The organism is Microbispora sp. NPDC046973, assembly GCF_040644495.1.
In the GTDB taxonomy this organism is placed as follows: Bacteria; Actinomycetota; Actinomycetes; order Streptosporangiales; family Streptosporangiaceae; genus Microbispora.
The window spans coordinates 450,991-469,726 of the sequence record NZ_JBEYWQ010000004.1 but is presented as its reverse complement, the minus strand read 5'-3'; the positions used below and the strand labels follow the sequence as shown (position 1 = coordinate 469,726).

General features: G+C 73.1%; 16 protein-coding genes. 8 read left to right on the top strand and 8 right to left on the bottom strand.

Annotated elements, in window-relative coordinates:
- Positions 1–116 precede the first annotated feature (116 nt).
- Complete coding sequence (locus ABZ860_RS12150) at positions 117–536, top strand: DUF2795 domain-containing protein (protein ID WP_357218705.1); 420 nt, start codon at positions 117–119, stop codon at positions 534–536.
- A 9-nt stretch (positions 537–545) separates the two neighbouring features.
- On the top strand, positions 546–1,619 hold the full coding sequence (locus ABZ860_RS12145) for a Vms1/Ankzf1 family peptidyl-tRNA hydrolase (protein ID WP_357218703.1): 1,074 nt from the start codon (positions 546–548) through the stop codon (positions 1,617–1,619).
- A gap of 9 nt (positions 1,620–1,628) precedes the next feature.
- Here the strand turns inward: ABZ860_RS12145 and ABZ860_RS12140 are convergent, their stop codons facing one another.
- The 3 genes from ABZ860_RS12140 to ABZ860_RS12130 are packed head-to-tail and all read right to left on the bottom strand — an operon-like array spanning position 1,629 to position 4,386.
- Positions 1,629–2,240, bottom strand: coding sequence for an LUD domain-containing protein (locus ABZ860_RS12140; RefSeq protein WP_357218701.1), 612 nt, complete (start codon positions 2,238–2,240; stop codon positions 1,629–1,631).
- Positions 2,237–3,652, bottom strand: coding sequence for a lactate utilization protein B (locus ABZ860_RS12135; protein ID WP_357218699.1), 1,416 nt, complete (start codon positions 3,650–3,652; stop codon positions 2,237–2,239). Before ABZ860_RS12135 ends, ABZ860_RS12140 begins: the two co-directional genes overlap by 4 nt.
- Positions 3,649–4,386, bottom strand: a complete 738-nt coding sequence (locus tag ABZ860_RS12130; RefSeq protein WP_357218697.1) for a (Fe-S)-binding protein — start codon at positions 4,384–4,386, stop codon at positions 3,649–3,651. Before ABZ860_RS12130 ends, ABZ860_RS12135 begins: the two co-directional genes overlap by 4 nt.
- A gap of 91 nt (positions 4,387–4,477) precedes the next feature.
- On the opposite strand from ABZ860_RS12130, the gene ABZ860_RS12125 reads away from it, so the two are divergent.
- Both ABZ860_RS12125 and ABZ860_RS12120 read left to right on the top strand, forming a co-directional pair.
- Entirely contained in the window at positions 4,478–5,221 is a 744-nt protein-coding gene (locus ABZ860_RS12125; RefSeq protein WP_357218695.1) for an FCD domain-containing protein, read from the top strand.
- 20 nt (positions 5,222–5,241) lie between these two features.
- Entirely contained in the window at positions 5,242–6,255 is a 1,014-nt protein-coding gene (locus ABZ860_RS12120) for an LLM class F420-dependent oxidoreductase (RefSeq protein ID WP_357218692.1), read from the top strand.
- Here ABZ860_RS12120 and ABZ860_RS12115 read toward each other — a convergent pair.
- Positions 6,224–6,934, bottom strand: coding sequence for a hypothetical protein (locus tag ABZ860_RS12115; RefSeq protein WP_357218689.1), 711 nt, complete (start codon positions 6,932–6,934; stop codon positions 6,224–6,226). The genes ABZ860_RS12120 and ABZ860_RS12115 overlap by 32 nt on opposite strands.
- Positions 6,935–7,009: 75 nt before the next feature.
- Between ABZ860_RS12115 and ABZ860_RS12110 the strand changes: the two genes are divergently transcribed.
- Complete coding sequence (locus ABZ860_RS12110; protein WP_357218686.1) at positions 7,010–7,852, top strand: LysR family transcriptional regulator; 843 nt, start codon at positions 7,010–7,012, stop codon at positions 7,850–7,852.
- Here ABZ860_RS12110 and ABZ860_RS12105 read toward each other — a convergent pair.
- The gene (locus ABZ860_RS12105) at positions 7,842–8,318 is read right to left on the bottom strand and encodes a hypothetical protein (protein WP_357218684.1); all 477 of its coding nucleotides are present in this window, start codon (positions 8,316–8,318) and stop codon (positions 7,842–7,844) included. The genes ABZ860_RS12110 and ABZ860_RS12105 overlap by 11 nt on opposite strands.
- A gap of 198 nt (positions 8,319–8,516) precedes the next feature.
- Between ABZ860_RS12105 and ABZ860_RS12100 the strand changes: the two genes are divergently transcribed.
- Positions 8,517–9,494, top strand: coding sequence for a hypothetical protein (locus tag ABZ860_RS12100; RefSeq protein ID WP_357218682.1), 978 nt, complete (start codon positions 8,517–8,519; stop codon positions 9,492–9,494).
- Positions 9,495–9,863: 369 nt separating this feature from the next.
- Entirely contained in the window at positions 9,864–11,993 is a 2,130-nt protein-coding gene (locus tag ABZ860_RS12095; protein ID WP_357218680.1) for a GDSL-type esterase/lipase family protein, read from the top strand.
- An 80-nt stretch (positions 11,994–12,073) separates the two neighbouring features.
- On the opposite strand, the gene ABZ860_RS12090 is transcribed toward ABZ860_RS12095, so the two are convergent.
- The 3 genes from ABZ860_RS12090 to ABZ860_RS12080 all read right to left on the bottom strand — a co-directional run bounded on the left by ABZ860_RS12090 (position 12,074) and on the right by ABZ860_RS12080 (position 17,383).
- Positions 12,074–15,640 carry a DNA polymerase III subunit alpha gene (locus ABZ860_RS12090; protein ID WP_357218677.1) on the bottom strand — a complete coding sequence of 1,189 codons (3,567 nt, stop codon included), beginning with the start codon at positions 15,638–15,640 and terminating at the stop codon, positions 12,074–12,076.
- Between the two features lie 79 nt (positions 15,641–15,719).
- Entirely contained in the window at positions 15,720–15,986 is a 267-nt protein-coding gene (locus tag ABZ860_RS12085) for a DUF6504 family protein (RefSeq protein ID WP_357218674.1), read from the bottom strand.
- Between the two features lie 161 nt (positions 15,987–16,147).
- Positions 16,148–17,383, bottom strand: a complete 1,236-nt coding sequence (locus ABZ860_RS12080; protein WP_357218671.1) for a hypothetical protein — start codon at positions 17,381–17,383, stop codon at positions 16,148–16,150.
- Between the two features lie 193 nt (positions 17,384–17,576).
- Between ABZ860_RS12080 and ABZ860_RS12075 the strand changes: the two genes are divergently transcribed.
- Positions 17,577–18,698 (top strand): glycosyltransferase family 4 protein, encoded by a 1,122-nt coding sequence (locus ABZ860_RS12075; RefSeq protein ID WP_357218668.1) that lies wholly within the window; start codon positions 17,577–17,579, stop codon positions 18,696–18,698.
- The last annotated feature ends 38 nt before the right edge of the window (positions 18,699–18,736 follow it).

Below are 18,736 nucleotides of genomic sequence, written 5' to 3'. Positions count from 1 at the left end.
AAGCGGATTTTTCGCCCGCCGCAGGTTATGTGGGACACGGCCTCACCGCTCCCGATGTTTGGGGCAGGCGGTCCGGGTACGAGGCACGTCAGTGACCCTAATCGGGAGGTGAGGTCATGAGTATCCAACGCGGCAGCGCCAAGCACGGCCGCCGGCTCGACGAGCAGCAGAAGCACGAGACGCAAGGCCTCGTGCAGGGCGCCGGCACCAGCCGGGCCGAGGAGTGGCGCGAGACCGAGCCGACGCAGCAGCCCGAGGAGGACATGTCTCCGCCGCGCCGGCAGCCGCCCGGCCGCGAACCCGGGACGCCGCTCGGCATCACCCCTGCCGACGTGGAGCGCCGCAGCCACCTCGCCACCTGGCTCAGCGACGCCGGTTTCCCCGCCGACCCGGCCAAGCTGCTCGCCCACGCGGAACGCAAGAACGCCCCCGACGCCGTGATCGACGCCGTACGGCGGCTGCCCGAGATGAGGTTCCACAACATCGGGGAGGTGGCGGAGGCACTCGGGCTGGGAGTGGAACGGCAGCGCTGGTAGGGAGGGCCCGTGAGACTGGACTTCATTCGCGGGCTGTACGAGCGGGGCGGCCCGTACGCGTCGGTATACGTGGACACCGATCGGTCGGCCGAGGGCGCGGCCAACGTGATCCAGCGGCGGTGGGCTCATCTCCGGGAGCGGCTCACCGAGGAAGGGGCGCCCGCCTCGGCCCTCGACCCCATCGGCGAGCTGATGCTCGACCCCGTGTGGGCCGCGCCCGGACGCGCCGCCTTCGCCAGGGAGGGCGAGGTCGTGCTCACCGAGCCGCTCGCCCACCGGCCGCGCCGCCAGACCGCGCGGTGGTCGCCGCTTCCCCACGTGGTGCCGCTGCTCGCGCAGCGCGGCGAGCACGTCCCGCACGTCGAGGTGCTGGCCGACCGGGCCGGAGGCGACGTCGCCGTCGTGGCCGACGGACAGCGGCGCGAGCTGACGGTGGAGGTGGCGGATCCGGACCGGCCGCTCCAGAAGACCGGCCAGGGCGGCTGGTCGCAGGCCAACTTCGACCGGGAGGTCGAGGAGGGCTGGCGCCGCAACGCCGTGGCCCTCGCCGAGGTCGTGGAGAAGGAGGCCCACGGCATCGGCGCGGAGGTCGTGGTGCTGGCCGGCGACCCCAAGGCCCGCGCGCTCGTGACCGACTACCTCGCCAAGGACGTCGTACGGCGGCTGACGGTGGCCGAGCACGGCAGCCGTGCCCCGGGCGCCGACCTGGACCACTTCCGGCAGGAGGTCGAAGGGGCCTGCCGGGCCTGGACCGATCGGCGCTGCGAGGAGCTGCTGAACACGTACGCGTCCGGCAACGCCGTGGCGGGCCTGACGGAGACGGCACGCGCGCTCCGCGACCGGCGGGTGGGCACGGTGCTGATGCACGACGACCCGTCCTCCACGGCCATGCTGTGGATCGGGCCCGAGCCCACGCAGTTGTCCACCGACCCTGCGGAGCTGGCCGCCTGGGGGGTCGAGGAGCCCATGCGGGAACGGGCGGACGCCGCCCTCGCGCGGGCGGTGGCCGCGACCGACGCCGAGCTGTGGTTCGTCCCGCGCCTCGAGTCACCCGACGGCATCGGCGCGCTGCTGCGCTTCTGATCCGGAGGCTCAGGTCACGATCAGCACGTCGAGCGTGCGGGGGCCGTGGACGCCCTCGACCCGGTTCAGCTCGATGTCGCTGGTCGCCGAGGGCCCGCTGATCCAGGTCAGGGGCCGCGCGGGGGCGAGCCGGGCGACGGCGTCCGGCACCCCCGCGACGACCTGGGTGGCCCGCACCACGCACAGGTGATAGTCGGGCACCAGCGTGAGCGCTCGCCGGCCCTGGCCCGGGCCGGCGTCGAGGACGATCGTGCCGGTCTCGGCGATCGCGACCGCGCAGGTGGTGACCACGCCGTCCACGGCGTCGAGGTCGTCGGCGCCGAGCGGCGGGTCGTCGGCGACCGCCTCGACGTCGGCGGCGGCGAGCCACGGCGCGGGGAACCCGGCGGGCACGACGACCCGCCGCGCCCCGCGCCCGGCGAGAGACAGCGCGACGCGCTCGGCCACCCCCGCCTCGTCCACCCGGTGGACCTGGGCGCGGTAGTCGCGGACCCGCTCCTCGAACAGGCGGATCTCCCCCGGCGTCGGCGAGGGCCCGCGGTAGGCGCGGGTGATCTCGACGTCGGGCACGCCCGCCAGGGCGCGACGGACCCGGGCGAGGATCAGGTCGCGGGAGCTCATCGGCGTCCTCCGTCCGTGCGGTCCCACCATTCGCGGAACGACTCGCGGGGCACCTCGGGGAGGTCCCTGGTGTCGGTCCAGCCGCCGAGCGGCCCGGGCAGCCTGCGGGGCACGACGCGGCGCAGCCGTCCCGCGGCCCGCTGCAGGCGCGCCAGCCGTCCCGACCGCTCGAACACCCACCCGGCCGCCGCCATCCCAGCGCGCTCCGGCCAGGGGTGGCGGGCCCGGGCCCGCAGCTCCACCAGTACGGACGGGATGTCGATGGCCACCGGGCAGACCTCGTAGCAGGCGCCGCACAGCGAGGAGGCGTACGGCAGCGAGCGGTCGAGCTCGGAGCCCATGCCACGAAGCTGCGGCGTCAGGATCGCCCCGATCGGCCCGGGATAGACCGATCCGTACGCGTGGCCGCCCGCGCGTTCGTACACCGGGCAGACGTTGAGGCAGGCCGAGCAGCGGATGCAGCGCAGCGCCTGCCGCCCCACCTCGTCGGCGAGGACGCCGGTGCGGCCGTTGTCGAGCAGCACGAGGTGGAACTCCTGACCCTCGGCGGCCCCGGTCCACATGGAGGTGTAGGGGTTCATCCGCTCCCCCGTGGAGCTGCGCGGCAGGAGCTGGAGGAAGACCTCCAGGTCGCGCCAGGTCGGCAGCACCTTCTCGATGCCGACCACGCTGATCAGCGTGCGCGGCAGCGTGAGGCACATGCGGCCGTTGCCCTCGGACTCCAGCACGACCATCGTGCCGGTCTCGGCGATCGCGAAGTTGGCCCCCGAGATCGCCACCCTGGTCTTCAGGAAGCGCTCGCGCAGGTGGAGCCGGGCCGCCTCGGCCAGCGCCGCGGGGTCGTCGGTCAGGTCCTCGGGGGCGGGCCGCCCCCAGCCGGACATGTGCTCGGCGAAGATCTCCCGGATCTCCGCGCGGTTGCGGTGGATCGCCGGGACGAGGATGTGCGAGGGCCGGTCGTCGCCCAGTTGCACGATGAGCTCGGCCAGGTCGGTCTCGTACGCGGTGATGCCGTGCTCGAGCAGCGCCTCGTTGAGCCCGATCTCCTGGGTGGCCATCGACTTGACCTTGACGACCTCGGTCTCGCCCGTGGCCTTCACCAGCCCGGCGACGATCCGGTTGGCCTCGGCCGCGTCGGCGGCCCAGTGCACGTGGCCTCCGGCCGCCGTGACGGCCTCCTCCAGCTGGACCAGGTATCCGTCCAGGTTGCGGAGCGTGTGCTCCTTGATCGCCCGTCCGGCCTCGCGCAGCTCGGCCCAGTCGGGCGCCTCCGCGACGACACTCGCCCGCCTGGCCCTGATCGTTCTGGTCGCCTTGCGCAGGTTGAACCGCAGCTGCGAGTCCCGTACGGCTCTCGCGGCGTTTTGCGGGAAGGGCCGGGTCGCCGGCATGCCGAGGAAGGTGACGCTCATCGGACCCCCGCCGTCTCGGTCGAGCAGAGGATCTCGGCCAGGTGCATCACCCGCACGCCCGACTTCTGCCGGCCGAGCATGCCGCCGATGTGCATCAGGCACGAGTTGTCGGCCGCGCACAGCACCTCGGCGCCGGTGTCGAGGACGGCGCGCACCTTGTCGGCGCACATCGCCGCGGACACGTCGGCGTTCTTCAGCGCGAAGGTGCCGCCGAAGCCGCAGCACTCCTCCGCGCCTGGCAGCGGCACCAGGTCGAGCCCCCTGACCTGGCCTAACAGAGTCAGCGGCCGGTCGCCCAGGTGGATGCCGCGCAGGGAGTGGCAGGTCGGGTGGTAGGTGACCCGGTGCGGGAAGTAGGCCCCCACGTCGGTCAGCCCCAGCACGTCGACCAGGAACTCGGTCAGCTCGTACGTCTTCGGCACGACCTGCGCCACCGCGTCGGCGAAGGGTCCGGACGATCCGGCGAGCTTGGGGTACTGCTCGCGGATCATGGCCGCGCACGAGCCCGAGGGGACGACGACCGCGTCGTAGCCGCGCAGCGCCGCCACGCTGCGCCGGGCCAGCCGTACGGCCTCGTCGCGGTAGCCGGTGTTGGCGTGCATCTGGCCGCAGCAGGTCTGGGCGCGGGGGAAGTCGGCCTCGACGCCGAGACGGCGCAGCAGGCGCACGACCGCCCGCCCGGTGTCCGGGAAGAGCGTGTCGTTGACGCAGGTGACGAACAGGGCTACCCGCACATGCCCTCCCGGCGTGTATGGTCAGACCAAATATGGTCAGACCATACATCCTGGTTCGCCCCCGGCGACACCGGCATCGTGAGGAGCCGCGGTGACCACCGAAGAACGCCGGCGTCCGGACGCCCGCCCGCGCGCCTTCGAGGAGGTGCTCGCCCGTATCGAGGAGCGGATCACGGCCGACGGCCTGACCGTGGGCGACCGGCTGCCGGGCGAACGGCAGCTCGCCGAGCAGCTCGGCGTGGGCCGGTCGTCGGTCAGGGAGGCGCTGCGCGTGCTGGAGACCCTCGGGGTGGTCGCGTCGCAGGCCGGCCGGGGTCCGGACGCCGGGGCGGTGCTCACCTCCCGCCCGGGAGACGCGCTCACCGACCTGCTCCGGCTGCATCTCGGCCTCGCCACGCTCTCGATGCGAGAGGTGATCGACACTCGGCTCATGATCGAGCAGTGGGCCGCGTCCCGCGCGGCGGCGGCTCCCACACTGTCGGCGTCCCCGTTGACGGCGTCCGCGCGGACGGCGACGGCGCGGATGGCGGAGGCGATCGCGGCCATGGACGCCGCCCGCGACCCCGCCGAGTTCGTCGAGCACGACATCGCGTTCCATCTGGCCCTTGCGGAGGCGGCGGGCAACCGGCTGATCGTGGCGATCATGCGGGCGCTGCGCGACGCCCTGCGCCGCTACGCCGTGGACGCGGTCGTACGGCTCGGCGACACCGGCGGCCTGCAGGACGACCACCGGCGGATCCACCGGGCGATCGAGGACGGCGACGCCGGGGCCGCGACGGACGCGGTCGCCGAGCACCTTGCCCGCGCCTATCCGGAGTCTGGCCGGGATTCATAGAACGTGTTCTAATCACGCGTGTGGCCGATGATCTGAGACTCGGGCTGAACCTCGGGTACTGGCAGCGGAACGCCGACGACGCGACCGAGGTCGTGCGGACCGCCGAGCGGCTGGGATACGAGTCGGTGTGGACCGCCGAGGCGTACGGCAGCGACGCGTTCACCCCGCTGGCCTGGTATGGCGCCAGGACCAGCCGCATCAAGCTCGGCACGAGCGTCGCCCAGTTGTCCGCCCGGCCCCCGGTGACGACCGCGATGACCGCGATGACGCTCGACCACCTGACCGGCGGGCGGCTGCTGCTCGGCGTCGGCGCCTCGGGCCCCCAGGTCGTCGAGGGCTGGTACGGACAGCCGTTCGCGGCGCCGCTCGCCCGCACCCGGGAGTACGTCGAGATCATACGCAAGGTGTGGCGGCGGGAGGAGCCGGTGACGAACCCCGGCCCGCGCTATCCGCTGCCGCTGCCCGGCGGCCTGGGCAAGCCGCTCAAGCTGATCACCCATCCGCTCCGCCCCGACATCCCCGTCTACCTGGGCGCCGAGGGCCCGAAGAACGTCGCGCTCGCGGCCGAGATCGGGCAGGGCTGGCTGCCGTTGTTCGCCTTCCCCGAGAAGATCGAGGCGATGTACGGCGACGCGCTGGCCGGCGCGAAACCGGGGTTCGACGTCGCCGCCATGGTCATGGTGGTCGTCACCGACGACCTGCGGGCCGCGCTCGACGGCGTGAAGATGATGCTGACGCTCTACATCGGCGGCATGGGGGCCAAGACCCGCAACTTCCACGCCGACATCATCGGCCGGATGGGCTACGCCGAGCAGGCCCGCCGCATCCAGGAGCTCTATCTGACCGGCCGGCGCGACGAGGCGTTCGCCGCCGTCCCCGACGAGCTGGCCGACGGCATCGCGCTCCTCGGGCCGCTCGGCCGCATCCGGGAGCGGCTGGAGCTGTGGCGCCGCAGCCCGGTCACCACGCTGCTCGTCATGGGTCCCCGTGACGAGCCCACGCTCAGAGCCGTACGGGAACTGGTCCTCGGGTGAGCGCCGCCCGGTCGGCGGCAGCGGCGGCGAACGCGCGCACGAGCGGATGGGGCCGGCGCTCGGCCAGCTCGGGCTGGAACAGCGTGACCAGATAGAAGGGGTGGCCGGGCAGCTCGGCCACCCGCGTCTCCCCCTCCTCGTCGTGACCGGTGAAGCGCAGGCCGTGGGCCTCCAGCGTCTCCAGATAGGCGGCATCGGGGCCGTACGAGCAGAAGTAGCGCTCCACGGTCCTGTCGGCGCCGACGATCCGCTCGGCGAGCGAGCCGGGGACGAGCCGGACCGCCGCCTCGTGACCGGCGAGGGAGCAGGCGAGCTGCCTGATCAGGGGGTTCGGGGCGTCCGGGTCGTTCTCGGCGTGGCTCACGCTCAGCCCGCAGACGTGGCGGGCGTACTCCAGCAGCGCGTGCTGGAAGCCGGCGCAGGTGCCGAGCAGCGGGATCGCGTTCTCCCTGGCGGTCCGCGCGGCCGTGATCGCGCCCTGCTCGCTGCGGTAGGGGCTGCCGGGCAGGATCCAGACGCCGTCGAACCCGCCGAGATCGGCGACCTCGTCGGTCCTGATCCAGTAGGCGTCGAGGTCCAGCCCCTCACGCTCGCGCAGCGCGTCGAGGATGAGCGGGATGCGGGTGTGGGAGCGGACGGCGGGTGAGCGGTCGCCCACCAGCGCGATGCGGGGTCTCATGACCTCCATGCTGGCGACGTGCGAAGTTAAAGACAAATGATGATTTCTGCTGTTTGCATAAGCGATGCTGATGTCGTGGATCCTCATCTGCTGCGCACGTTCGTGACCGTGGTCGCCGAGGGGTCGTTCTCGGCCGCCGCGGATCGGCTCGGCTACACCCAGCCGGCCGTGTCCCAGCAGATCGCCGCGCTGGAGGCCGATCTCGGGGTGCCGCTGCTCACCCGCCGTCCCGTACGGCCGACCCCGGCGGGCGAGCGCCTGCTGGAGCACGCGGGGCCGCTGCTGCTGCGGCTGCGGGCCGCACGGACGGACGTGGCGCGGCTGGCCGCGCGGCCCCGGACCCTCACCGTCGCCGCCGGCCCGCTCGCCCTCACGGCGGACACGGCGGCGGCGCTGGCCGGGGTGACGACGCTGCGCATCGCGGGCGCGGCGGCGGCCGTGGCGCTGGTGGCCTCGGGCGAGGCCGACCTCGCGCTGGCCGACGGCCCGGCCGCGCCCTCCGACCCGCTGAGCCTCCCCGATGCGGGGCCGCTCACCACCGTGGGCGTACGTGAGGAGGACCTGGTCGTCGTGCTGCCGGAGGGGCATCCGCTGGCGGGCCGGGCCGGCCTGCGGCTGGACGACCTGGCGGACGCCCTCTGGGTGGACGCTCCGGAGGTGATCCCGCTCGACCGCCTGCGCGCGGCGGCACGGCTCGACGGGCTGCGGCCCGGCATCCGCTACGAGGGTCACGACCCGGCCGTCGCGGCGCGCCTGGCCGCGGCCGGGCACGGCCTGACCCTGCTGCCCGCGTCCGCGGCGCCGTGCGGGGTGCGGGTGCCGCTGGTCGCGCCGAGGATCGTCCACCGGGTCGAACTGGTGCACGCGGCCCTTCCGCCGGGCCCCGCCGCCGAGGTCGTCCGCGCGCTCACCTCCTGAGCGACAGGTCGCCCACCGCGTCGGCGTAGTAGACCGACCCGCCGAGGTGGAAGGCGACCTGGCGGAGCGTCCAGCCCTCGCCGGGCGAGTGGTCGAGCTGCTCCGGGGTCAGCGCCTCCAGGCGATCCGTCCAGATCCGGGCGAGCCGGCTGAGCCTGCTGCGGGCCTCGTCGAGGTCCTGCTGGGTGAACGGGGCGAGGTCGGCCGCAGTGGTGATCATCGACGCGTGCCAGTGGTCGGGCAGCGGCACGCGGCCGGCCAGCCGGTCCTCGATCTCCGCCAGATGGTCCACGAGGTGGTCGGCCACCCGGCGGATCGCCTTATGGGGGGTGTAGATCCGGTCGCCCGACGGCACAGGACGGCCGTCCCAGGCGGTCCAGGTCGCCGCCAGGCGGAGCACGTGGTCGACCATCTCGGTGACGACCCGCGCGGGCTCGCGGTCGTCGGTCGGCGGGGCGTCGGTCATGTGCGGCCTCCGGAGTGCAAGGGGTTGTTCGGCGCAGGCTAGGGCCGCGGTGTTTCCACGTCCGCCGAAACGTCCCGGCGGGCGTTCTCCGGAGATGGGCGCGAACCCGTGCGGCTGCCCGGGGCCGGACCGGATTAACGAGATCGCGGACGGGATAAGAGTGAGACAGGTCACACACCCGGCGCGGGGGGAGAACGCATGCGGTCCACGTCGTCAGCGGTGAGCCGGGCGGCCGCCGGCGTGTACGCGGCCCTCGCCGCCCAGGTCGTCTCGGTGGCCGCGCTCGCCGTGTTCGAGGAGACCCGGGGCAGGCGGCTGGCCACGCAGATCGCGGCCTTCGGCGGCGATCCCGCCTCTCCCGCCGCCCGGACCGTCAGTGGCGCGGCGACGGCGTTCGCCGTGCTGGTCCTGGTGACGATCGGCGCCACCGTGGCGTGCGCCGCCGCCTACCTGTCCTGGCTGCGGCGGGTCCGCCCGGACACGCCGCCCGTCACGCTCGCGGCGGCGTGCCTCGTGCCCGGAGTCAACCTCGTGGTCCCGCCGTTCCTGGCGGACCTGGCCTGGCGCGAGGGCCGGGCGAGCCGCACCCGGCGAAGCGGTGGCATCGTGCGAAGCGGCACCGGACTGGGCGAGCCGTACGGCGGCAGGGACCGGACGCGTTGGCTGGTCGTCCTCGCCTGCTGGTGGATGAGCTGGCTGGCCGCGCTCGGGCTGGTGTTCACCGGCCCGGCACGGGACGGGCTGACCGGCCTCGGCATGCCACAGGCCATCGCGATCGCCGTCGCGGCGCTCCTGTGCGCCTCGGCCGTCCACGAGGTCACCGCCCGGCACGCGGACGCCGGACGGAAGCGGGCGGCGCGGCCCGCCGTCCGGCCGCAGGTCCGCCTCACCCCTGCCATCGACTCTGCTGTCAACCCTGCCGTCAACCAGGTCCTCGACCAGGTTCTCGACCAGGTTCTCGACCAGGCCGAACGGCCGTCCGGCAGGCCCGTCGCGACGGCGCCGGCCGCCCGTGCGGCACGCGCCGGGCGCGCGGACGGCGACGGGGAGGATCACCGACCGAGCGACGGCCCCGAGCCGTCGGAGCCGGTGTGCCAGAGCCGCCGCTGGGGCTCCCCCGGGTGGCCGGGGAACCACCCCTCCCGCACGGCAGGCGGGGCGCCGTTGTCGGAGTAGGGCGACCCCCCGGTAGCCGTTGCCGTACTCGATGGGCCGCGGCCCGGCATCCGCTACGGGGGTTACGACACGGCCGTCGCCGCGCGCCTGGTCGCGGCCGGGCACGGCCTGACCCTGCTGCCCGCGTCCGCCGCGCCAAGCGCGAGCTGTCGTGCCGCTGACGAGCCGAGATCTCTTACGTCAGACAGGGTTCACATCGTGGTCATCCGACGCATGATCGCCGTCAGTTGAACAGCGATACCTTTCCACGGGTAGCCATTGTCCCGGTATATACCACAGTTACCCATACCCGAAAAATGCTCCTCTTTTAGGTGGAATATGTATCGCACACGCCGATTAGCATTATCGTCCCGTCGTGTCCTTATTTCCGTGCTGTCCATCGTGGTGGCCACTGCGATGGTGGTGTCCCTCGCTCCCGTCACTCCGGCGCGAGCGGCGGCCCGGGACCTCACCATCACACTCAACGCCTCCGACCTCGGGGTGACCCCTTCCGTCCTTCGGGACATGGTCCCGGAGATGCAGGCGGAGATCAGAGAGCACGGCGGACTGGGCGACACGCTCAAGGAGGCGGTCGCGGACAGCCCGACCCCCGTGAGTCCCACCGTCGACACCTCGGTGTGGCCGAATTTTGGCGGCACGGTGAACGTGACTCCCGACGGCGCCGGCCTGGTCCTCACCATCCCGGCCGCGGAGATAACCACCTCCAGCTTCTGGCAGCAGGTCGCCACCACGGCGATCGCCTGGGTCGTCGGATACGGGCTCAGGATGCTGTGCATCGCGTCCTTCACAGCCAGCGGGGTGCTCGCCGCGACCATCCCGCTGATCTGCACCCCCCTTCAAACCACCGTCACCGGCATCATGGCGGCGCTCGTGTCGCACGCGTTCGCGGGAGACCTGGGCTCCCCTGAGGCGACCAGGGACATCATCATCGCCGGGATACTCGGACTGGCCGGGGGCTACATCTGGGAGAGATACCTCTCTCCGTGGGCGAAGGCCAATCTCGCCGATGCCATCAAGAGGGCCGGCACCTGGATCAGGTCCCAGGTGCCCTGGGTCGACTCCTGGTTCGGAGGCGTGGTCGCCCAGAGGGTGGAGCAGCTCGGCTGGCGGTTCCAGGAGCTGGAAGACCTCATCGCCGAAGAGACGGCGGCATGGGCCGGGGTTTCCTCGAACCTTCAGCGGAATCTGCGGATCATGGCGCTGGGCGACTCGATCACGTACGGCGCGGGCAGTTCGAACGGAGGCGGTTACCGGCCGGCTCTCAGCACCATGTTGAGAGAAGACGGGGCCACCGTCACGTTCGTCGGCTCACAGCACTCGGGCCCGGCGCCCGACGCCCACGAGGGGCACTCCGGCTGGACGATCTCCCAGATCGCCGGCATCACGGACTCGGCGATGGCCACGTATCGGCCCAACGTAGTGCTGCTGCACATCGGCACCAACGACATGAACAACAACGACAACCCGGACGGCGCGCCGGCCAGGCTCGGCGGCCTCATCGACCAGATCTTCCGGGCCGACCCCAATGTGACCCTCCTGGTCTCGACCATCGTCCCGTCCAACTGGGGGCCGACCCAGGAGCGGATCCTGCGGTTCAACAAGGCGATCCGGTCGGAGATAGGGGCGCGGTGGGTCGCCGGCAAGCACGTCTACATGGTCAATATGAACCCGGTGACGCTCACCGATCTGGCCGACCTCCTGCACCCCAACGACTCCGGCTACCTGAAGATGGCGGCATTGTTCTACCGCGGCCTGGTGGACGTGGGGCGGGCCGGATGGATAGCGGCATCCGACGGCGGGACCCCGGCCGGCGGCCCCGTCAGGGGCTGGTTTCCCCAGAACACGATCGCGTCCGGGACCTTCGGCGGAGCCACCGGCAGAGTCGTCTACGCCGACATCGACGGTGACCATAAGGCCGACTACCTCCAGGTCAACTCCAACGGCTCCGTCCAGGCCTGGCTGAACGGCGGCCCCAACCCCAAGGAGCCCACTGGCAGCGACTGGTACTGGTGGCCGCAAGGCACCATCGCCAGCGGCGTCGGCGCACCCGGCGGCAACATCCGCTTCACCGACCTCAACGGCGACGGCAAGGCCGACTACGTGAAAGTCAATGACGACAGCTCGGTGCAGGCCTGGCTGAACGGCGGCCCCAACCCCAAGGAGCCCACTGGCAGCGACTGGCTCTGGTGGCCGCAAGGCACCATCGCCAGCGGCGTCGGCGCACCCGGCAGCCGTATCCGCTTCGCCCCGCTCTTCGGGACCCGGTCCGCCGACTACATCCTCATGGGCGACGACAGCTCCGTTCAGGTCTGGCAGAACGGCGGCCCCAAGCCCAGCGGCGGCGACTGGTACTGGTTCCCCGGCGGGCAGATCGCCAGCGGTGTCGGCGTCGACGGCACCCGGATCCAGTTCGCCGACCTCAACGCCGACGGCCGGGCCGACTACCTCGACGTCGACCCCCAGACCGGCTCCACCCGGGCCTGGATCAACTTCGGCTGAACACACGGCGGGACCGGACAGCGCTGTCCGGTCCCGCACCCGGAAGCGCCGGGAAGACAACACCGGCAGGGCGGGGAGGATCACCGTCCGGGCGGCGGTCCAGAACTGCCGGAGCTGGCGTGCCAGAGCCGCCGCTGGGGCGCGGACGGATGGCCGAGGAACCGCCCCTCGCGTACGGCCGGCGGGGCGCCGTTGTCGGAGTAGGGCGACACCCGGAAGCCGTTGCCGTACTCGATGGGCCGTCCGCCCACCCCCTCGCCGGGCGCGGGCACCTCGCTGATCACGGCGCGGGCGGCGTCGAGCCCCTGGGTGCGCCACACGCGGTCGAGGTCGGCGAGGTTCCAGCAGTGGACGGCGCGCAGCGAGACCGCCCTGCCCCCGGTGCGCCGCACCACTCCCCTGGCGGCGAGCAGCCACGACCCGAACACGGTCGCGGCCGTGTGCGCCTGCACCGACTCGAAGAACGTCAGGTCGATCGGGCCGGTGGAGTCGTCCAGGGTGGTGAAGATGACCCGCTGCCCCGACCGCACGGCGGGCGTCTGGGTGGCGACCTTCACCCCCGCGACCAGGATCTCCGCGCCGTTGCGCTGCCGGACCAGGTCCCTGGCCCGGGTCACGCCGAGCGCGTCGAGCAGGTCGCGGTAGAAGTCCATGACGTGGTGGCTCACGTCCATGCCGAGGATCTCCAGCTCGGCCTCGACGGCCTCGGCCTCGGTCATCTCCGGCAGCTCGCCGGGCGTGACCCGATCGGTGAACCCCATCGGGAGCTGCCCGGCCGCGCCCACGGGAGAGCCCCGGTCGAGCGCGCCGACCTGGGCGATCAGGTCGCGCCTGGTCAGCCGTCCCGGCCGCCAGCGCGGCTCCCCCGGCCGCAGACCGTGCAGCGCGTCGAACCCGCCGACCTCCACGATCCGCTCCGCGACCGGCCGTGAGGGCCGGGCCCGCTCCCAGAAGTCGGCCAGCGAGGTGTAGGGCCGGCCCGCGACCATGCGGTCCACCTCGGCCTCGCTCACCCCGCGGACGGCCGAGAACGGCACCCGCAGGCCGTACCCGCGGCCGAACCCCCCGGGGCCGTCCTCCGCCGGACCCGTACGCTCGACCAGCCAGGTCTTCCCCGAGCGGTTGACGTCGAGGGGTAGGACGTCCACCCCGCACTGGCGGGCCTCGTCGAGGATGACCCGGCTCGGGTACATGCCGGGGTCGTGGGTGAGCACACCCGCGAGGAACGCGGCCGTGTGGTGCCGCTTCAGCCAGGCCGACTGGTAGGTGGGCAGCGCGAACGCCGCCGCGTGCGCCTTGCAGAACCCGAACCCGCCGAACGCGTCGAGCACCTTCCACGCCCGCTCGACCACGTCGGGGGCGTAGCCGTTCTCCCTGGCGAGCGGTACGAACCAGGCACGTACGGCCTCGCGGCCCTCCGGCGTCCCGAGGGCGCGGCGGGCCCGGTCGGCCTCCGACAGCCCCGACCCGGTCATGACGTCGATGACCTTCATGACCTGTTCGTGGAAGACGACCACCCCGTTGGTCTCCCTGAGCGCCTCGCGCAGCGACTCGTGCGGGTAGCGCGCCTCGCGGAAGCCGTGCCTGGTCTCCAGGTAGGGCGTGACCATGTCGGAGTTGACCGGGCCCGGGCGGAACAGCGAGATGTCCACGATCAGGTCGTGCATCGTGCGCGGCTCCAGCTTGGCGACCAGTTCGCGCTGCCCCGGAGACTCGATCTGGAAGCAGCCGATCGTGCGGCTGAGGCGGATCATGTCGTAGGTCTCCCGGTCGTCGCGCGGGACGGCGTCCAGGTCGATCTTTCGGTTTTCGACCCGCTCGACCTCCTGGAGGGCGTACGCCAGGGCGGACTGCATGCGCACGCCGAGCACGTCGAGCTTGAGCAGGCCCGCCTCCTCGACGTCGTCCTTGTCGAACTGCGACATCGGGAACTCCAGCAGGCTCCGCTCGACCGGCGTACGGTCGCGCAGCGTGGAGTTGCCGATGAGCACGCCGCAGGGGTGCAGCGCGATGTGCCGGGGCAGCCCGTCGAGCCGCTCCGCCAGGCGGAACACCGTCTCCAGCGACCGGTCGTTCAGCCCGCTGTCGCGCAGCTCTGGCAGGTCGGACAGCGCGGCCCTGATCTGCCTGGCCCGCACCTGCGGGAACGCCTTGGCGATGACGTCGATCTCGTGCGGCGGCAGGCCCATGGCGGCGCCGACGTCCCTGATCGCGCTGCGGGCGCGGTAGGTCTCCATCATCGACACGCAGGCCACCCGCTCCTCGCCGAACCTGTCGAGGATCGCGCGGTAGCAGTCGAGGCGGCGGGCCGACTCCACGTCGATGTCGATGTCGGGCAGGCCCTTGCGGCCCTCCGACAGGAAGCGCTCCATCAGCAGGCCGTGTTCGAGCGGGTCCACCTCGCCGATGCCGATCAGGTAGTTGACCAGGCTGCCCGCCCCCGAGCCGCGGATCGCGCACCGCACGCCCATCGCCCGGATCATGTCCGTGATGCCGGCGACGGACGTGAAGTAGCCCGAAAGCCGCTTCTTCTCGATGACGTGGAGCTCGGCGGCGAGCCGGTCGCGGGCCTCTGCCGAGCGCTCCAGGCCCCGCCGGGCCAGCCCCTCCTCGCACCGGCGCCGCAGCAGGGGCACCGGATCCTCGCCGGCCTCCGGCAGGTGGAGCCGGGGCCGCTCGGGGTCGAGCAGGGGCACGATCTCGACGGGGTCGAGCACGCACCCGCCGGCCACGCGGCGTGTCTCGGCCAGCAGCCGCGCCGCCCGGCCGGTGTCGCCGCCGCAGATCCGCGCGGCCACCCGTGCCATCTCGGCGCCGTCCTTCAGGTAGGCGTGGGCCGTGGGGTCGTCGAGGTGCCGCCCGTCGAGGGGCACCAGCTTGCGCGCGGCGTCGAGCACGTTGCCGACCTGGTGGTCGGCGGCGTCCAGGTAGCGGACCGCGTTGGTCAGCACGACCGGCACGCCCATCGAGTCGGCCAGCCCGATCATGCGGGCGGCGATGTTCGCGTCGCGGTAGCCGTACAGGTCGGACACCTCGACGACCAGGTCGGGAACCACCGCGCGCCAGGCGGCCAGCAGGGACCTGGCCTGGTCGTCGCGCCGCTCGGCCACCGCGCGGCCGACGCCGGAGCGGGGTCCGAGCAGCACGGTCAGCCGCGGCCCGCCGTCCGGGCCGGTCGCGTGCTCGGCCACCATCCCCGGCGTGACGTACGGCTCGCCGCGCTCCCCCGCCTGGTGGGCGGCCGTGACCAGGCGGCACAGCGAGGCCCAGCCATCCGAGCGCGCGAGCACGACGACCCGCGCCGGCTCTCCCGCCGTCCCCCGGCCGTGTCCCTGCCCGTGTCCGTTCCTGTGCCCGTGCCCGGTGCGGCGGCCGGACGGCAGGCCGCCTCCGAACAGGTCGTCCGAGGTGGAAGAGCCCGGTGTGGCGCCGTCGAGGGCGAGATCGACCCCGACGACCGGGCGGACGCCCTGCTCGTGGCAGGCGATGACGTGCTTGATCGCGCCGTAGAGGCCGTCGCGGTCGGTCAGCGCCAGCGTGTCCATGCCGTGCTCGGCGGCCCGCCGGACGAGGGCGGCCGGGAACGCGGTGCCGTACCGCAGCGAGAAGGCGGACGCCACGTGCAGGTGGGCGAAGGCGTGCGTCACAGGCGCGCCCCCGTCCGTCCCCCGGTCCGTCCTCCAGCGGCCCGTCCCCCGGTCGTCGTGGGTGGCTGGAGCGTTCCCATCAGTCCCAGGCCCTCAGCAGGAGCCAGCCGCCGCTGGCGGTGTCGAAGCGCAGTTCATAGGTCCCGACCTCCTTGCCGGCCGCGGCGCCCACTCGCCAGAAGCGCCGCTCGCCGGGATCGGCGTCCGAGGTCTTCCACCATTCCCTGGCGACCACCCAGTGGTCCTGGATCTCGCGGACGGTGTAGAGCCGGTCACGCCAGACGAACTGAGCAGGGTGCCCGCCCCGGGTCCACACCTCGATCGGATCGCCGTAAAGTCTGCTCAAGACTCCTTCTCCCTGTGGCTTCGTGGCCACCCGGGGGAAGACGGGCGGATGATTCGGGCAGAATCGCCGCTACTTCGAACATACGTTCCCAGGGCGGTGAACGCAAGTCGGCGCGGCCCGTTCCCGGGAACGAAAGCCCAGGAAGCGCGTCCGGCGGCGGATCACTCGCCGAGCCAGATCCCGCCGCCCCGGTAGGGCGGCTCCTCTCGTTCGGTGTCGTCCGCCACCGCCGCCCAGACGCGCGCCGTCCCCGGCTCCCTGACGACGGCCGTCACCCGGGTGTGCCCGAGCGGACCCGCCGGAAACGTCCCGTACGTCCACCGGCCGCCGGACAGGTGACCGACCGCCGTGCTCCACTCGTTCTTCGAGTAGAACAGCCGGAACCCGCCCCGGCCGTCGGACTCCAGCCGCAGGTGGGGATCGAGCTCGGGCTCGCCCGGCAGGCTGTAGCTCCACCGTCCGTTCTCCCGCCGCAGGAACAGCGTGCGGCCGCAGAAGGTCACGTCCTCCTCCTCGCCGCCGCAGACCCACGCGACCCAGCCGACGGCCGCCACCGCGCCCGACTCGTCCACCGCGAGGTCCACGAGCTCGGAGAGCTGACCGCGGTGCAGCGCGGGGACCGCCGGGAGCGGGACCGTGCTCCAGGACCAGCCGTTCCACCGGGCGACGGCGGCCCTGCCTCCGCTGGAACCGGCCGCCCAGACCGCGCCGCCGGGCAGACCGTCCACGTCCTTGGCGACCAGCGGCGGCGGCGCCGTGCGCCAGGCCGTGCCGTCCCAGTGCCGCAGCTCCGCCCGGGAGCTCCAGGGATCCTCGGCTCCCCCTGCCCCGTCCAGGAAGTTGGCGTTCAGGATCGCCCAGACGTCGCCGGGAGCCGCCGCGTACACCTGCTTCAGCTCCGCGCCCGGGCCGGGGACCCTGGTCCACTCCCGCCCGTTCCAGCGCGCCGCGCTCTTCGCGCCGAACAGCCACACGTCGCGGTCGGAGGAGGCGGCCACGGCCCGCGGCTCCATCGGCGGGATCGCGGCCTCGCGCCACCGCCCGCCGTCGCCGCGCAGCAGCAGCGGCGCCCTCGTCTCGGGCCCGCACGGCTCTCGCACGCGCGTGCCGGCCGCCCACACGGTGCCCTCGCGGGTCACGGCCAGGCTCGTGATGCGGTCGCGGTAGTCGTAGTGGACGACGCGCCACGCTCCGGCCCGCTCGCCCGCCGCGTCCGGCTCCGGCGTGGGCGAGCCGGTCAGGCAGGAGGGCGACGGCCGCTCCCGCACGGCGGCCGAGGCCGCCGCGGCGTCGGTCTCGTTCCAGGTCTCGAGATCGCGGGGGGTGGTCGACGCGCACGCCGCCGGCAGGACCATCGCGGCCAGCGCCGCCGTCACACCCAGGATCCGCGTTCGCATACGGATGAGACGCGGTGGTCCGGCGTCCGGTTCGCCGGAGACGGAAGGGGCCTGTTTGGCACTCGGGGCGGGAGAGTGCTAACAGTATTGGCGTCGCCGGCGCGGGCGCTGGGACCGAGCACTACGACGCGTACGCGGCGGCGGTGGATTCCTACGCCGAAGACCGTGGACGCGTATCGGAGGTGTACTCGTCATGCGTTCAGTGAGCGACCTTCATCCCGCCCGGCTCCGCTCCGGCGGCCTGCGGATCGCGATGGTCGCCCCGCCCTGGTACGAACTGCCGCCCCGGGGATACGGCGGCATCGAGGCCATGGTGTCCGACCTGACCACCGCCCTCGTGCGCCGTGGTCACACGGTGACGCTCATAGGCGCGGGACGCGCCGACACCCCGGCGGACTACGTCGCCACCTATCCGGAGGCCCCCTCGTCGCGCATCGGAGAGCCGCTGCCCGAGGTGGTGCACGCGGCGGCCGCCGCGGCCACGCTGGCCTCCCTCGACGTCGACATCGTCCACGACCACTCTCTGGCCGGCCCGCTCACTGCGGCCTCCCGTACGGCCCCGACGCTGGTGACCGTGCACGGCGCGATCGACGGCGACCTGGGCGAGTTCTACCGCAGGCTGGGCGGCTCGGTCTCGCTGGCCGCCATCTCCGGCTCCCAGCGCAGGTCGGCCGCCGGCCTGAACTGGGCGGGGGTGGTGCACAACGCCGTGGACGCCGCGACCTTCCCCTACCGCGAGGCCAAGGAGGACTGGCTCCTGTGGCTGGGCAGGTTCAGCCCGGACAAGGGCGCCCACCTGGCCATCGACGCCGCCCGCGCGGCCGGGCGGAGGATCCTCCTCGCGGGCAAGCTGACCGAGCCGTCCGAGCACGACTACTTCTCCCGCTTCGTCCGTCCTCGCCTGGGCGCGGACGCCGAGTACGTGGGCGAGGCCGACGCCGCCCGCAAGCGCGACCTGCTGTCGCGGGCCCGCTGCCTGCTGTTCCCCATCCAGTGGGAGGAGCCGTTCGGGCTCGTGATGATCGAGGCGATGGCGTGCGGCACGCCGGTGGTCACCCTGCGCCGCGGCGCGGCCCCCGAGGTCGTGGTGGACGGCGTCACCGGTTTCGTGCGCACCTCGCCGGACGAGCTGCCGGACGCGGTCGAGCGGGCCGGCGGCCTGGATCCTCGCGCCTGCCGCACCCACGTCGAGCGGCATTTCGACGTCTCCGTCATGGCCGAGGGATACGAGCGCCTCTATCAGCGGGTGATCGCGGGGGCCGCCCTGCGGGACCGCACTCCCACCTCCGCCCCCGCACCCGCCCTCGCCGGCTGACCCGGCGACCCGGCCTGCCCGCACCCTGCCGCCCATGC